The sequence below is a fragment of the Rhizobium sp. FKL33 genome, assembly GCF_005222915.1.
In the GTDB taxonomy this organism is placed as follows: domain Bacteria; phylum Pseudomonadota; class Alphaproteobacteria; order Rhizobiales; family Rhizobiaceae; genus Rhizobium_E.
The window spans coordinates 144,708-158,902 of sequence record NZ_STFX01000028.1 but is presented as its reverse complement, the minus strand read 5'-3'; the positions used below and the strand labels follow the sequence as shown (position 1 = coordinate 158,902).

Below are 14,195 nucleotides of genomic sequence, written 5' to 3'. Positions count from 1 at the left end.
CTCAAAACACCTGCGGCGGCAGCTCCACGAGGGGAGCGGGCACATCCCAGCTCTTCTCGGGCGATTTGCAGATATCGGCGATCACGCATTTCTCGCATTCGGGCTTGCGCGCCTTGCAGCAATAGCGGCCATGCAGGATCAGCCAGTGATGGGCGTAGAACAGGTGGTGATCGGGAATGATCGACAGGAACTTCTCCTCCACCTCGTCAGGCGTCTTGCCCGGCGCGATTTTCAGCCGGTTGCCGATGCGGAATATATGCGTGTCGACGGCCAGGGAGGGAATTCCAAAGGCCATGGACAGCACGACATTGGCCGTCTTGCGGCCAACGCCCGGCAGGGTCACCAGTTCTTCGCGCGTGCGCGGCACCTGTCCGCCGAAATCGTCGATAAGCTTCTGCGAGAGCGCGATGACGTTTTTCGCCTTGTTGCGATAAAGTCCGATCGTCTTGATGGCGTCGCGCAGGCGTTCCTCGCCAAAGTCCAGCATCTTCTCGGGCGTGTCGACCAGCGGGAATAGCGGGCGCGTGGCGCGGTTGACGCCCACATCCGTCGCCTGGGCCGAAAGCGCCACGGCCACCAGCAGCGTAAAGGCGTTGGTGTGATAAAGCTCGCCCTTCGGCTCCGGACGTTGCACGGAAAAGCGCCGGAAGATCTCCTCGATCTCCTCGCGCCCATAGGGACATCGAAATTTCTTCGCGCGCACGGGCTTTTTTGTCGCTGGCTTGGCGGCGGCGGTCGTCTTGCTGTTTGTCATATTTGCCCTATAGTTTGGGCATGACTCTAGCCACTGTGGAAAGCGGGTTCAACGGGGAGCCGGCGGTGTTCACCGCCGAGCTTAGGCCACATCGTTCTCTCGGAAGGGTCGGGTTTCGGGTGTTGATGGGTGTGTCCGTCGCCGTCACCCTGATCAACGTCGTGTTCTTCCTCGCCACCAATGCGCTGCCGGTCGCCATGTTCTTCGGGTTGGATCTCGCGCTGCTCTATGGCGCCTTCTGGCTGAACTATAGATCGGCGCGGGCCAAAGAGGTCGTTCGATTGAGCCGCAACCATCTCGACATCCAGAAGGTCTCGCCGGCGGGTCTCGTGCGCAAGAGCCAGTACAATCCCTTCTGGGCGCGCTTTGATGTGGCGCGGCATGAGGAGTTCGGCATCACCGACATGGCGGTGATCGAGCGCAACCGGCGTACGACGCTCGGCAAGTTCCTCGGGCCTGAGGAACGTGAAAATTTCGCCCGCGCCTTCACGGCCGCGCTCGCCGATATCAAACGGCGCGTCTGAAGCGGGCTTGCGGAAATCGGGTGGCGGCGGTCCGGCCATCGTGCGAGAACGATGCGAAAGAGGATGAGCCCATGACCATCGCCCCACATTTCGATTCCGCCAGCGCCATTGACGTGACCCCCGAGGGAGATGATTACGCGACCGTGTGCAGTGTCATCGCCCATCTCACGGACCATTATCGCGCCCAACCGACGCTCGAAGACATCGGCCGCGCCATCGGACGGGATCCGCAGGAGTTACAGAAGACCTTCACGCGCTGGGCGGGTCTATCGCCCAAAGCCTTCCTGCAGGCCGTGACGCTGGACCACGCCAAGCGTCTTCTTGGTCGCGAGCGCCTGCCGCTTCTGGAGGCGTCGTTGGAGCTCGGACTGTCGGGGCCCGGGCGCCTGCACGATCTCTTCGTCACCCATGAGGCCATGTCGCCGGGCGAGTGGAAGACGCAAGGACGCGGACTTGAGATCCGCTATGGCTTCTTTCCGTCTCAGTTCGGGCGGACGCTGCTGATGGCCACCGATCGCGGCCTCTGCGGTCTCGGATTTTCCGACGCCGCGGGCGACGAAGCGGCGCTTCTGGACATGACGCAGCGCTGGCCCGAGGCGCATTTCGTCGCCGATCAGCAGGCGCTTGCTCCCTATGCCGCCCGCATTTTCGACCCGGCCCGCTGGCGCGCCGAGGAGCCGCTGCGCGTGGTTCTCATCGGCACCGATTTCCAGGTGCGGGTCTGGGAGCAGTTGCTGGATATTCCACTCGGCGGTCTCTCGACCTATTCCGATATCGCCTGCAAGATCGGCGCGCCCAAAGCGTCGCGTGCTGTCGGCGCGGCCGTCGGACGCAACCCCGTCTCCTTCGTCGTGCCTTGCCATCGCGCCATCGGCAAATCCGGCGCGCTCACCGGCTATCACTGGGGACTGACCCGCAAACGGGCCATGCTGGGCTGGGAAGCCGCCCAGCTCTGATCAGAGCGGGAATTCGACGCTGAAGGCGAAGCGCGCCGAGCCGCCGGGCTCGAGCGTCATCGTATAGGGCCGCGTTTCCAGCGCATCGCCGTCGCCGACCACAGGCGCGGTGCCATGCCAGGGCTCGATACAGAGGAACGGCGCGCCCGGCTTGGTCCAGAGCGCCAGATTGGGCAGCTTTTCGAAACGGAATCTGAGCGTCGGCCCGCCCTCGGCGGCATAGGTCAGCACATCGCCCGCGCCTTCGGGAAACACCAGCGCATCGTCGGCAAACAGCGCGTGATCGAGCACGAGATGGCCGTCCTTGAAGGGCGAAGGGAAGAGACCTGATTTACGCAGCCCGCCCTCGAGCGTCGACAGCCCCGGCTCGGCAGCATTTTCCAGGCTCACCGCATGCGGCTTGCCTTCCGCGCCCGGCAGCGGCCAGACAAAGGCGGGATGATAGCCGAGGCCGAAGGGCATGGGATCGGCTCCGAGATTGTCGACCACGGTCTCGACCGTCAGCACATGGCCTTCCAGCGCATGGGTGAGCGATAGCCGGAAATCGAATGGGTACACGGCGCGGGTGGCGTCGCTTGCCGTCAGTTCGTAGCGGCAAGCGGTCTCCGTCGTGTCCGCGAGCGCGAACTCGCTGCGGCGGGCGAAGCCATGCTGGTTCATCTCATAGGCTTTGCCGCCGATGCTGACGCGGTTGTCGATCGCCTTGCCGACGATCGGGAAGAGGATCGGCGAGCGGCCGGCCCAGAAGGCGGCGTCGCCGTTCCAAAGCCAGGAGCGACCGTCGCGCGAGGTCACGCTCTGCAACTCCGCGCCGAGCGACGACACTTCGATGGCGAGCGCATTGTTTTCGATGCGTGTCAGGCTCGGCATAATGATCTCCTTCGAACGGCGCTTGAAATGAAAAGGCGGGCCGGAGCCCGCCTTGAAGCCTTAGTGGGCGCCGGACATGTCGCCGAGCACATCCTTGGATTTGACGGTCGAATCCGCGTTCAGTTTGTAGACCATCGGCACGCCGGTGGCGAGGTTGACGCCGAGGATCTTCTCGCGGTCGAGACGGTCAAGCACCATCAGCAGCGAACGGAGCGAATTGCCGTGTGCGGCCACCAGCACCGTCTTGCCGGAGAGTACCTGCGGCAGGATATCGGTCATGTAATAGGGCCAGACGCGCGCGCCGGTGTCCTTCAGGCTTTCGCCGCCCGGAGGCGGAACGTCATAAGAGCGGCGCCAGATATGCACCTGCTCTTCACCCCACTTGGCGCGGGCGTCGTCCTTGTTGAGGCCGGAGAGGTCGCCATAGTCGCGCTCGTTGAGCGCTTCGTCCTTGATCGTCTCGAGGTCGCTCTGGCCGACGCAATCCAGAATGATCTGGCAGGTGCGCTGCGCGCGTTTCAGCGCCGAGGTGTAGGCAATGTCGAATTTGATGCCGGTGGCGGCAAGCGCTTCACCGCCGGCGGTCGCTTCGCTGACGCCGAGTTCGGTCAGGTCGGGGTCGCGCCAGCCGGTGAAAAGGTTCTTCAGGTTCCAGTCGCTCTGGCCGTGACGGACGAGCACCAAAGTTCCGCTCATGGGATTCCTCTCTTCGATGTTTATAAATCAATCCAGCCCGAGCACGTCGAGCATGTCGTAAAGTCCGGGCTTTTTGTCATAGGCCCATTCGGCGGCTTTCAACGCACCCTTGGCGAACAGCGACCGGTCGCTGGCGCGGTGAGACAGCGTGACCATTTCTGAATCGCTGGCCAGGATGACGGAGTGATCGCCGATGACCCCGCCGCCGCGCAGCGTGGCGAAGCCGATCGATCCGGCTTCGCGCGGACCGGTATGGCCGTCGCGCACCTTCACCGCATTGGCGAGCAGGTCGATTCCGCGGCCCTTGGCGGCTTCGGCCCCGAGCAGCAGCGCTGTGCCCGAGGGCGCGTCAACCTTCTTGTTGTGGTGCATTTCCAGCACCTCGATATCCCAGTCGGCGGCCGCCAGCGCGGCTGCGGCGCGGCGCACCAGCACGCCCAGCAGATTGACGCCGAGGCTCATATTGCCGGATTTGACAATGCGGGCATGGCGGCTGGCGGCGCGGATCTTCTCTTCATCCTCTTCCGAACAGCCGGTCGTGCCGATCACATGCACGATGCGCGCCTGCGCGGCGAGCGCTGCAAATTCGATCGTCGAGGCCGGCGTGGTGAAATCGATGACGGCATGCGCATCGAGAAAGGCCTTCAGCGGATCATTGGTCACCGGCACGCCGATCGGACCGATGCCGGCGATTTCGCCCGCGTCCTTGCCCGTGGCGCTCGACCCTTCGCGTTCGATTGCGGCATGCAGCTTGAGGCCCGGCGTCGACTGCACGGCGCGGATGATCGTCTGCCCCATCCGGCCGGCGGCGCCCGCCACCACGACCAGCTTCATATTCGTTTTCGTTTCGGTCATCATTCTATCCCCGCCGCGATCCGCGGCTCGTCTCGTCTTCCCTGCAGCCGGTTGAGGCGAGCGTAGAGACCGCCTTCTTCCTTCGCAAGCATTTCATGCGTGCCCTGTTCGGCGATATGCCCGTCTTCCATGACGATGATCTTGTCGGCGCCGGCGATCGTCGACAGCCTGTGGGCGATCACCACGACGGTGCGGCCCTTCATGGCGTTGTCGAAGGCTTTCTGAACGGCGGCTTCGGATTCATTGTCCAGCGCCGAGGTCGCCTCGTCGAGCAGCAGGATCGGCGCGTTCCTGACCAGCGCGCGCGCGATCGACAGGCGCTGGCGCTGGCCGCCTGAGAGATTGGCGCCGTTTTCGCCCACCGGCGTGTCGTAGCCCTTCGGCAAAGCGCTGATGAAATCATGCGCGTAAGCGAGCCGTGCGGCATCTTCGACCTCCGCATCGGTGGCGTCTGGCCGCCCATAGCGGATATTGTCGCGGATCGTGCCTTCGAACAGCAGCGCCGCCTGCGAGACATACGCGAGCTTTTCCCGCAGCGACTGCTTGGTCACGAAGCGAAGATCCTGCCCGTCGATCAGGATGCGCCCGGCGCGCGGATCGTAGAAACGCGGAATGAGACTGATGATGGTGGACTTGCCGGCGCCGGATGGGCCTGCAAAAGCTGTGGTCCGGCCGCCCTCGGCGGTAAAGGACACGCCGTGCAGGATCTCTTCGTCGCCGTAACCGAAGACGACGTTGTCGAAGTCTATGCGGCCCTCCGTGACTGTGAGCGGCTTGGCGTCCGGCTCTTCCCGCATCGGGATCGGCGTATCCAGGATGTCATAGATCATCTTGGCGTTGACGTAAGCGCGCTCCAGCTGCACCTGAACCCGGATCAACCGCCGCGCCGGGTCATAGGCGAGCAGCAGCGAGGTGATGAAGGCGATGAAGGCGCCGGGCAGTTGCCCCTGATAGATCGATTGATAGGCTGCGTAACCGATCACCAGCGCCACCGCCGCGCCGGCGAAGGAATCCGTGAGTGGCGAGGTGCGTTCCGACAGGCGGGCGATGCGGTTGCTGCGCCCTTCCGCCATCTCGATGAGGCGAAACACCCGTTGGCGCAGTTGGTCTTCCATAGTGAAGGCCTTGACGATGGCCAGCCCCTGGATCGTCTCCTGCATGGCGCCGATCACATGCGCGTTGAATTCCACCGCTTCCTTGGAGGCGACGCGCAGCTTCTTGGCGATGGCGCGCATGGCGAGAAACAGGGGAGGGGCCGCGGCGAAGAACACCAGCGACAGCAGCGGATCCTTGGAGATCATCACGCCGACCAGGGCCACGAAGGTCAGCGCATCGCGTGCGATCGAGGTGATGGTGAGATTGAGCGTGTCGCGTATGCCGTTGACATTCTGCGCCACCGTCGCTGAAAGTCGCGAGGAGCGCGAGTCCGAGAAATAGCCGAGATCCAGCGCCATCATATGGCTGAACAGGCGCTTTTGATAACGCGCCACGATCGAATTGCCGATCTTCTGCAGCGCCACCGCCTGGCCGTAGGAAGCAAGGCCCTTCATGGCGAAAGCGAGGAAGATCGCCAGGCAGATGATCCAGACGAGATCGGCCCGCTTGTTCTCGAAGGTCTCGTTGATCACCGATTCCATGATCCAGGCGGTGAAGGCGGTCGAGCCCGCGACCGTCACCAGACAGGCGATCGCGAAGGCGTAGCCGGCGATATGGTCGCGCGCATTCTCCGCGAAAACGCGCTTGATCACCGGGAAGATCTTCGCCCTATCCACCGCCTGGTTCGGCTTTTTTTCGCTCAACGCTTCTTATCCTCGCCTGATGCGTCCGCGGCTATAAACCTGGCGCAGGCGCTTGAACAGTCATTTCCGCCAGCGACGGCCGGCGGTCGATACGCCAAAGCGTTCCGGCGCGCGGGCATAGGCCGAGAGGCCGGCGAGCGCGGCGAGCGGATGCGTCACCACATAGGTCGGGATCGAGCCGAGCAACGCCTGGTGCGGAGCCTTGTCTTCGAAGGCGGCGCGGAATTCGGGTTTCTGAAGCGCAGGCAAGATCTTCTGCGAAATGCCGCCGGAGAGATAGACGCCGCCGCGCGCCATGAAGATCATCGCCATGTCGCCGGCCACGCGGCCGAGATAGGTCACGAACAGCGACAGCGCTTCCGCCGCCGCCTTGTTGTCCCCGGCCAGTCCATGGGTGGAGATATCGGCCGGATCGGTGAAGATCGGCTCCTGGCCATCGGCGATGCAGATGGCGCGATAGAGATTGACGAGGCCGCGGCCGCACAGGATCTGCTCGGCCGAGATGCGCCCGTCCAGTTCTTCCACATGCGGGAAGATCTGGTAGTCGCGCTCGCTGCGGGGTCCGAGATCGATATGACCGCCTTCGCCGGGAACGGGAATCCAGGCGTCCAGCGCATGCACGAGGCCGCCGACGCCCAGCCCGGTGCCGGGACCCAGCACCACCTTGGAATGGCCAGAAAGCGGCTCGCCCGGCCCAAGCTTGACCTGGTCTTCTTCGCCGAGCGTCGAAACCGCGAGCGCCTGCGCTTCGAAATCATTGACGACCATGACGTCGACAAAGCCGAGTTCGGCGATCATCGCCTTGGGACGCACGACCCAGGGGCAGTTTGTGAGCGGAATTTCGTCGCCATTGATCGGCCCGGCAATGGCGAGGATCGCCGAACGCGGCGCAGACGAGGCCTGCGGCAACACGCCGTCGCGCAGGGCGTCGTCGATGGTCTCGTATTTGGCGGTCTGCAGGATCGGAAACACCTGCGGCTCGGCGGCAGCGTCCGTCAGCAGCATGAAGCGCGCATTCGTGCCGCCGATATCCCCGACCAGTATAGGGAAGGGGAAATGTTCGTTTTGTCTCGCCATGAAATGTCCGCCTGGAATTTATGCCTTGTCGAAGCAGGTGATCAGAAGCTCTGCCGTGGCGCGGTTCAGCGCCATCGGTATGTCATAGACGGTGGCGAGCCGTGTCAAGGCTTTGACGTCCACGTCATGTGGCAGGGGCGTCAGCGGATCCGTGAAGAACAGCAGCATCTCGACCTTGCCTTCGGCGATCAGCGCGCCGATCTGCTGGTCGCCGCCGAGGGGCCCGCTCTTGAGGCGCTGGACGGCAAGCGTCGGACATGCATCGAGAATCCGGCCGCCCGTCGTCCCGGTCGCCACGATGTCGAACTGCATCAGTTCAGCCTGATGCTCCCGGGCGAAGTCCGCCATGTCGTCTTTTTTCTGGTCATGCGCGATGAGCGCAATGGTTTTCCGAACCGTCATCGGCCTCTCCCTGTCCGAGCCTGAGCCTATATCGGATTTGGCCGGGACTTCAAAAAGGAATTTCAATCGATTTGAGAAGGCTTGGGTTCCGTTCGCGAAAATTTCCGGAGCCAAGGGCGAAAATGCCGAACGGATCGGCTAAACAGGGCAAATCAGTTTCCGACCAGCGAGGACCGCCATGAGCATGATCGACACCGTCCTGTCCAAAGCCGACGCTAATCTCGATTCCAGCCTCGAGAAGATGTTCGCTCTGTGCCGCATCAAGTCGATCTCCACCGATCCGGCCTATAAGGAAGAGTGCGCCGCCGCCGCCCAGTGGCTGGTCGATGATCTCAAGGCCCTCGGTTTCGAAGCCTCGGTTCGCGCAACGCCCGGCCATCCCATGGTCGTGGCCCATCACGCCGGCGCGCGTGAGGATGCGCCGCATGTGCTTTTCTATGGTCACTACGACGTCCAGCCGGTTGATCCCGTCAATCTCTGGGAGACAGACCCGTTTCAGCCCCAGATTCGCGAGCTCAACGGCCGCAAGGTGATTTCCGGTCGCGGCACATCCGACGACAAGGGCCAGCTCCTGACTTTCGTTGAAGCATGCCGGGCTTACAAGGAATCGCATGGCGCGCTGCCGGTCAAAGTGACGATCCTGTTCGAAGGCGAGGAAGAGTCAGGCTCGCCGTCGCTCAAGCCGTTCCTCGAAGCCAACGCCGCTGAGCTCAAGGCGGATTTCGCCCTCGTCTGCGATACCAATATGTGGGACAGCGAGACCCCGGCCATTTCGGCCGGCCTGCGCGGCCTTGTCGGCGAAGAGGTTCTGGTCAAGGCGGCCGATCGCGATCTGCATTCGGGCTATTTCGGCGGCGCGGCCGCCAATCCGATCCATATCCTCGCCGACATCCTCGCCGGCCTGCATGACGAAACCGGCAAAGTCACCCTGCCGGGCTTCTATGAAGGCGTCGAGGAGACGCCCGATCACGTCAAGGCCATGTGGGAAACCCTCGGCATGACCTCCGACAAGTTCCTCGGCGAAATCGGCCTCTCCATCCCCTCGGGCGAAAAGGGCCGCAGCGTCATGGAGCTGACCTGGGCGCGGCCGACGGCGGAGGTCAACGGCATTACCGGCGGCTATACCGGCGAAGGCTTCAAGACGGTCATCGCCGCCCAGGCCTCTGCGAAAGTTTCGTTCCGTCTGGTTGGCAAGCAGGATCCGGACAAGATCCGCGAGAGCTTCCGCGCCTATGTGCAGTCGAAGATCCCTGCCGATTGCTCGGTCGAATTCCATCCGCATGGCGGCTCGCCCGCCATCCAGTTGCCCTATGATTCGCCGATGCTCAACAAGGCGCGCGAGGCGTTGACGGCGGAATGGGAAAAGCCCGCGGTGATGATCGGCATGGGCGGCTCCATCCCCATTGTCGGCGATTTCCAGCGCATGCTCGGCATAGAATCGCTCTTGGCCGGTTTCGGCCTGTCGGACGACCGCATCCATTCGCCGAATGAAAAATACGAGCTGCGTTCCTTCCATAAGGGCATTCGTTCCTGGATCCGCATTCTGGCGGCGATCGGCGGCTGACGGATTTTGCATTCTTTCGAAACGCCGTTGCCATGAAGATAAATCATGGACGACGGCGTTCATTTGGCGTTGAGGCGCTCAACGGGTCGCGAGAGTTAACGACCCGTTAAATCGCCACATTTAAAGTTCAGGCCGTCGACAACGAGACGGGCAAGCGAAACATCGGATCTGATGGCGGGAAAATCCAGAAACGGCACACGAATCGAACCTTCCTTCGAGGGCGGCTCACGCGCCCGTCGCGATGACGATTTGCGCGCCGATCCCAGGGAGCGGAGCGGCCGTGCGCCGATCAAGAAGCGCACCAAGACCGTGCGCGGTCGGTCCCGCTCGTCCGGCGGCGGCTTTTTCGGCCTGATCCGTCGGGCGATCTACTGGTCGCTGGTGCTCTGCCTCTGGGGCGGCATCGCCGCGGGCGGCGTCTTGATGTATTACGGCTCCCGCATGCCGAGCGCCGAAAGCTGGGCGATGCCTGACCGGCCGCCCAATATCAAGATCGTCGACGTCAATGGCGAACTTCTCGCCAATCGCGGTTCGACCGGCGGCGAGGCGATCCCGCTCGAAGCCATGTCGCCCTATATTCCCGAGGCGGTGATCGCCATCGAGGACAGGCGCTTCTATTCGCATCTGGGTTTCGATCCCATCGGCTTCGCCCGCGCCATGGCGCGCAATGTGATGGCGGGACGCATGGTGCAGGGCGGCTCGACCATCACCCAGCAGCTCGCCAAGAACATGTTCCTGACGCCCGATCGCACCTTGGAGCGCAAAGTTCAGGAAGTGCTGCTCGCCTTCTGGCTCGAGAGCAAATATTCCAAGGACCAGATCCTCGCGATGTATCTCAATCGCGTGTTCTTCGGGTCGAACTCCTATGGCGTCGAGGCGGCCTCACGCCGCTACTTCAACAAGTCTGCTCGAGATGTGAACCTGACCGAGGCGGCCATTCTCGCCGCTTTGCTGAAGGCGCCGTCCGCGCTTTCCCCCGCCAAGAATCCCAAGGGCGCCATGGACCGCGCCAAGCTGGTGCTCGCGGCGATGGAAGAGCAGGGCTATATCAGCGCCGAAGACATGAAGATGGCCACGAGCCAGCAGCCGCCGAAGGCCAAGAGCTACTGGTCCGGCGCCGAGCATTACGCCGCCGACATGGTGATGGACGAGTTGCCGGGCCTGATCGGCGAGGTCAAGGAAGACGTCATTGTCGACACCACGCTCGATCGCACGCTGGAGCGCGCCGCGGAAAAAGCGGTGCAGGCGGCCCTGAACAAAGACGGTAAGCGGCTGGGCGTCTCCCAGGGCGCGTTGGTGTCGATAGACGGCGCCGGCGCCATTCGCGCAGTGGTCGGCGGCCGCGACTACGCCAGGAGCCAGTTCAACCGCGCCTTCAAGGCCAAGCGTCAGCCGGGTTCCGCCTTCAAGCCCTTCGTCTACGCGGCGGCGCTGGAAAAGGGCCTGACGCCTGCCTCCGTCCTCAACGACGCGCCGGTTCGCATCGGCAAATGGACGCCTGAGAACTACGACAACAAATATCGTGGTCCCGTGACGCTTTCCACCGCGCTCGCAAACTCGCTCAACACCATCGCCGCGCAATTGGTCATGATGGCGGGGCCGAACAACGTCGTGAAATTCGCCCATCGCATGGGCATCGAATCCGACATTCAGGACAATGCCTCGATCGCGCTCGGCACCTCGGAAGTCTCGCTCGTCGAACTGACCGCTTCTTATGCGCCCTTCATGAATGGCGGATACAAGGCGACGCCGCATCTCATTCGCCGCATCACCACCGCGTCGGGCAAAGTTCTCTACGAAAACAAGTATGAGACGCCGCCGAAGGTTCTGTCGCCGCAGATCGCCGCCGAGATGAACATGATGATGGCGGGCGTCATCACCAAGGGCACCGGCAAGAAAGCCAAGCTCGCGGGCTGGCAGGCGGCGGGCAAGACGGGCACGACGCAATCGTTCCGCGACGCGCTCTTTGTCGGCTACACGACCAACCTCGCCACCGGTGTCTGGTTCGGCAATGACGACGGCGCCTCGATGAAGAAGGTCACCGGCGGCGGCCTGCCGGCCGAAGTCTGGAGCCAGTTCATGACGGCTGCGCATCAGGGCCTCAAGCCCGAACCGCTGCCGGGCATCGGGGCCGGCCAATCCGATCTCATCGCCTCGACCGGCAGCGACGAGCAGCGGCGAGACAGCCTGTTCGACATGATCAGTCATGCTCTGGGCGGAGCCGATAGTGAGCAGGAGCAGCCGAACCGTCCGCAGCAGGGTGATCCCCAGGGCCTGCCCACCCAGGACATCGAACAGGTGATCCGGCAGGATCGCCCAAGCAACGACCCCGGCCTGACGCCGCCTATGGATGTCGGCGAAAATTCGGGCGGCCAACCGCCGCGTCGCGCCAATTCGACCCTGCTCGACGTGATCATGCAACAGTAACTCGAGGCCGCTTACGCGTGCTTGCCTAAAGCTCCGCGCAAGCTCATGGGACGAGCTTGCGCAATCGCCGTGATTTTCTGGCTTCCTTGCGGGAAAATTGGTTTGGCGAGCCTGCGTGGACGCCTTGCACAGGCAAAAATGCCTCCTTATATACCCCGCATACAAGGAGCCCCGGCTCCGAAAAATTCGCAAGTGTACCCATCCAAACGGGGGTTGCGAGGGAACGCCGCCTGAAGGGTCCCTGCAGCCTGCTACAAGGAGAGAAGTGAAAATGGCAAAAGTTATCGGTATCGACCTCGGAACCACCAATTCCTGCGTCGCCATCATGGATGGCAAGGATGCAAAGGTGATCGAAAACTCCGAAGGCGCCCGCACCACCCCGTCGATGGTGGCCTTCACTGAGGAAGGCGAGCGTCTCGTCGGCCAGCCTGCCAAGCGCCAGGCGGTCACCAACCCTGAAAACACCGTCTTCGCCGTGAAGCGCCTCATCGGCCGCCGTCACGACGACCCGACCGTGGAAAAGGACAAGGGCCTCGTTCCCTACAAGATCATCAAGGCCGGCAATGGCGACGCATGGGTCGAAAGCCGCGGCACGGGCTATTCGCCCTCGCAGGTCTCCGCCATGATCCTTCAGAAGATGAAGGAAACCGCCGAAGCCTATCTCGGCGAGAAGGTCGAAAAGGCCGTTATCACCGTTCCGGCCTACTTCAACGACGCCCAGCGTCAGGCCACCAAAGACGCCGGCAAGATCGCCGGTCTCGAAGTGCTGCGCATCATCAACGAGCCGACTGCGGCTGCGCTCGCCTACGGCCTCGACAAGAATGAAGGCAAGACCATCGCCGTTTACGACTTGGGCGGCGGCACCTTCGATATCTCGGTTCTCGAAATCGGCGACGGCGTCTTCGAGGTGAAGTCCACCAACGGCGACACCTTCCTCGGCGGTGAAGACTTCGACATGCGTCTGGTCGAATACCTCGCGACCGAGTTCAAGAAGGAACAGGGCATCGAGCTCAAGAACGACAAGCTCGCTCTGCAGCGCCTCAAGGAAGCCGCCGAAAAGGCCAAGATCGAACTCTCCTCTTCGCAGCAGACCGAAATCAACCTGCCGTTCATCACGGCGGACGCCACCGGTCCGAAGCACCTGACGATGAAGCTGACCCGCGCCAAGTTCGAAAGCCTGGTCGACGATCTCGTGCAGCGCACTGTTGCGCCGTGCAAGGCTGCGCTCAAGGACGCCGGCGTTTCTGCTGCCGAGATCGACGAAGTCGTGCTTGTCGGCGGCATGAGCCGCATGCCGAAGGTGCAGGAAATCGTCAAGCAGCTGTTCGGCAAGGAGCCGCACAAGGGCGTCAACCCGGATGAAGTCGTCGCCATGGGCGCGGCCATCCAGGCCGGCGTTCTGCAGGGCGACGTCAAGGACGTGCTGCTGCTCGACGTGACCCCGCTGTCTCTCGGCATCGAAACCCTCGGCGGCGTCTTCACCCGTCTGATCGATCGCAACACGACGATCCCGACCAAGAAGAGCCAGGTGTTCTCGACCGCCGAAGACGGCCAGCAGGCTGTGACGATCCGCGTCTATCAGGGCGAGCGTGAAATGGCCGCCGACAACAAGATGCTCGGCCAGTTCGACCTCGTCGGCATTCCGCCGGCGCCGCGCGGCGTCCCGCAGATCGAAGTCACCTTCGACATCGACGCCAACGGCATCGTGCAGGTTTCGGCCAAGGACAAGGGCACCGGCAAGGAGCACCAGATCCGCATCCAGGCCTCTGGCGGTCTGTCCGACGCCGACATCGAAAAGATGGTCAAGGACGCCGAAGCCAATGCCGAAGCCGACAAGAAGCGCCGCGAGGGCGTGGAAGCGAAGAACCAGGCCGAAAGCCTGATTCATTCGACCGAAAAGTCCCTCAAGGACTATGGCGACAAGGTCACTGAAGCCGATCGCGGTGCGATCCAGGCGGCAATCGAGGCGCTGAAGTCCGCGATCGAACCTGTCGACGCCGATCCGGAAGACATCAAGGCCAAGACCCAGAATCTTCTGGAAGTCTCCATGAAGCTCGGTCAGGCGATGTATGAGGCCCAGCAGGCCGAAGGCGGCGACGGCGCGGCCAAGGAAGACGACGGCATCGTCGACGCGGATTATGAGGATGTCAGCGACGACAAGAAGAAGTCGGCCTGAATCTGAAATGCCGGCCTGCAAGCCTCGCTTGCAGGCCTCTTCAAATCCGCTTCCCGCCGGATTCGGTCCGGTCGGAGGCGGTTCCTCAATCCACG

The 14,195-nt window shown here is 62.9% G+C and carries 12 protein-coding genes; 5 read left to right on the top strand and 7 right to left on the bottom strand.

Annotated features, from left to right (window positions below; genetic code table 11):
- Position 1: 1 nt before the first annotated feature.
- The gene (gene nth / locus E8Q41_RS17750; protein ID WP_137156888.1) at positions 2-754 is read right to left on the bottom strand and encodes an endonuclease III; all 753 of its coding nucleotides are present in this window, start codon (positions 752-754) and stop codon (positions 2-4) included.
- A 20-nt stretch (positions 755-774) separates the two neighbouring features.
- On the opposite strand from nth, the gene E8Q41_RS17745 reads away from it, so the two are divergent.
- Together E8Q41_RS17745 and E8Q41_RS17740 are read left to right on the top strand one after the other, a co-directional pair.
- Positions 775-1,278, top strand: a complete 504-nt coding sequence (locus tag E8Q41_RS17745) for a DUF2244 domain-containing protein (protein ID WP_137156887.1) — start codon at positions 775-777, stop codon at positions 1,276-1,278.
- Positions 1,279-1,349: 71 nt separating this feature from the next.
- On the top strand, positions 1,350-2,234 hold the full coding sequence (locus E8Q41_RS17740; RefSeq protein WP_137156886.1) for a bifunctional helix-turn-helix domain-containing protein/methylated-DNA--[protein]-cysteine S-methyltransferase: 885 nt from the start codon (positions 1,350-1,352) through the stop codon (positions 2,232-2,234).
- Here E8Q41_RS17740 and E8Q41_RS17735 read toward each other — a convergent pair whose 3' ends face one another.
- The 6 genes from E8Q41_RS17735 to E8Q41_RS17710 are packed head-to-tail and all read right to left on the bottom strand — an operon-like array spanning position 2,235 to position 7,933.
- On the bottom strand, positions 2,235-3,104 hold the full coding sequence (locus E8Q41_RS17735; RefSeq protein WP_137156885.1) for an aldose 1-epimerase family protein: 870 nt from the start codon (positions 3,102-3,104) through the stop codon (positions 2,235-2,237). It lies immediately after the preceding gene.
- 60 nt (positions 3,105-3,164) lie between these two features.
- Positions 3,165-3,800, bottom strand: coding sequence for a 2,3-bisphosphoglycerate-dependent phosphoglycerate mutase (locus E8Q41_RS17730; protein ID WP_137156884.1), 636 nt, complete (start codon positions 3,798-3,800; stop codon positions 3,165-3,167).
- A gap of 27 nt (positions 3,801-3,827) precedes the next feature.
- Entirely contained in the window at positions 3,828-4,655 is an 828-nt protein-coding gene (gene dapB, locus E8Q41_RS17725; RefSeq protein ID WP_246660239.1) for a 4-hydroxy-tetrahydrodipicolinate reductase, read from the bottom strand.
- Positions 4,655-6,454, bottom strand: coding sequence for an ABC transporter ATP-binding protein (locus E8Q41_RS17720; RefSeq protein WP_246660238.1), 1,800 nt, complete (start codon positions 6,452-6,454; stop codon positions 4,655-4,657). The genes dapB and E8Q41_RS17720 overlap by 1 nt, the downstream gene beginning before the upstream one ends.
- A 60-nt stretch (positions 6,455-6,514) precedes the next feature.
- The gene (locus tag E8Q41_RS17715; protein ID WP_137156883.1) at positions 6,515-7,531 is read right to left on the bottom strand and encodes a glucokinase; all 1,017 of its coding nucleotides are present in this window, start codon (positions 7,529-7,531) and stop codon (positions 6,515-6,517) included.
- Positions 7,532-7,549: 18 nt separating this feature from the next.
- The gene (locus E8Q41_RS17710) at positions 7,550-7,933 is read right to left on the bottom strand and encodes a methylglyoxal synthase (protein WP_137156882.1); all 384 of its coding nucleotides are present in this window, start codon (positions 7,931-7,933) and stop codon (positions 7,550-7,552) included.
- Positions 7,934-8,111: 178 nt separating this feature from the next.
- On the opposite strand from E8Q41_RS17710, the gene E8Q41_RS17705 reads away from it, so the two are divergent.
- From E8Q41_RS17705 to dnaK, 3 genes are all read left to right on the top strand, one after another.
- On the top strand, positions 8,112-9,497 hold the full coding sequence (locus tag E8Q41_RS17705; RefSeq protein ID WP_137156881.1) for a dipeptidase: 1,386 nt from the start codon (positions 8,112-8,114) through the stop codon (positions 9,495-9,497).
- Between the two features lie 171 nt (positions 9,498-9,668).
- Positions 9,669-11,924, top strand: a complete 2,256-nt coding sequence (locus E8Q41_RS17700) for a transglycosylase domain-containing protein (protein WP_137156880.1) — start codon at positions 9,669-9,671, stop codon at positions 11,922-11,924.
- Positions 11,925-12,195: 271 nt separating this feature from the next.
- Positions 12,196-14,100, top strand: a complete 1,905-nt coding sequence (gene dnaK, locus E8Q41_RS17695) for a molecular chaperone DnaK (protein ID WP_137156879.1) — start codon at positions 12,196-12,198, stop codon at positions 14,098-14,100.
- The last annotated feature ends 95 nt before the right edge of the window (positions 14,101-14,195 follow it).

Excerpts from the sequence above, each read along its gene's own strand:
- E8Q41_RS17700 (WP_137156880.1), top strand. The coding sequence starts at position 9,669 with ATGGCGGGAAAATCCAGAAACGGCACACGAATCGAACCTTCCTTCGAG.
- E8Q41_RS17705 (WP_137156881.1), top strand. The coding sequence starts at position 8,112 with ATGAGCATGATCGACACCGTCCTGTCCAAAGCCGACGCTAATCTCGAT.
- nth (WP_137156888.1), bottom strand. The coding sequence starts at position 754 with ATGACAAACAGCAAGACGACCGCCGCCGCCAAGCCAGCGACAAAAAAG.
- dapB (WP_246660239.1), bottom strand. The coding sequence starts at position 4,655 with ATGACCGAAACGAAAACGAATATGAAGCTGGTCGTGGTGGCGGGCGCC.
- E8Q41_RS17730 (WP_137156884.1), bottom strand. The coding sequence starts at position 3,800 with ATGAGCGGAACTTTGGTGCTCGTCCGTCACGGCCAGAGCGACTGGAAC.
- E8Q41_RS17745 (WP_137156887.1), top strand. The coding sequence starts at position 775 with ATGACTCTAGCCACTGTGGAAAGCGGGTTCAACGGGGAGCCGGCGGTG.
- E8Q41_RS17735 (WP_137156885.1), bottom strand. The coding sequence starts at position 3,104 with ATGCCGAGCCTGACACGCATCGAAAACAATGCGCTCGCCATCGAAGTG.
- E8Q41_RS17710 (WP_137156882.1), bottom strand. The coding sequence starts at position 7,933 with ATGACGGTTCGGAAAACCATTGCGCTCATCGCGCATGACCAGAAAAAA.
- dnaK (WP_137156879.1), top strand. The coding sequence starts at position 12,196 with ATGGCAAAAGTTATCGGTATCGACCTCGGAACCACCAATTCCTGCGTC.
- E8Q41_RS17715 (WP_137156883.1), bottom strand. The coding sequence starts at position 7,531 with ATGGCGAGACAAAACGAACATTTCCCCTTCCCTATACTGGTCGGGGAT.
- E8Q41_RS17740 (WP_137156886.1), top strand. The coding sequence starts at position 1,350 with ATGACCATCGCCCCACATTTCGATTCCGCCAGCGCCATTGACGTGACC.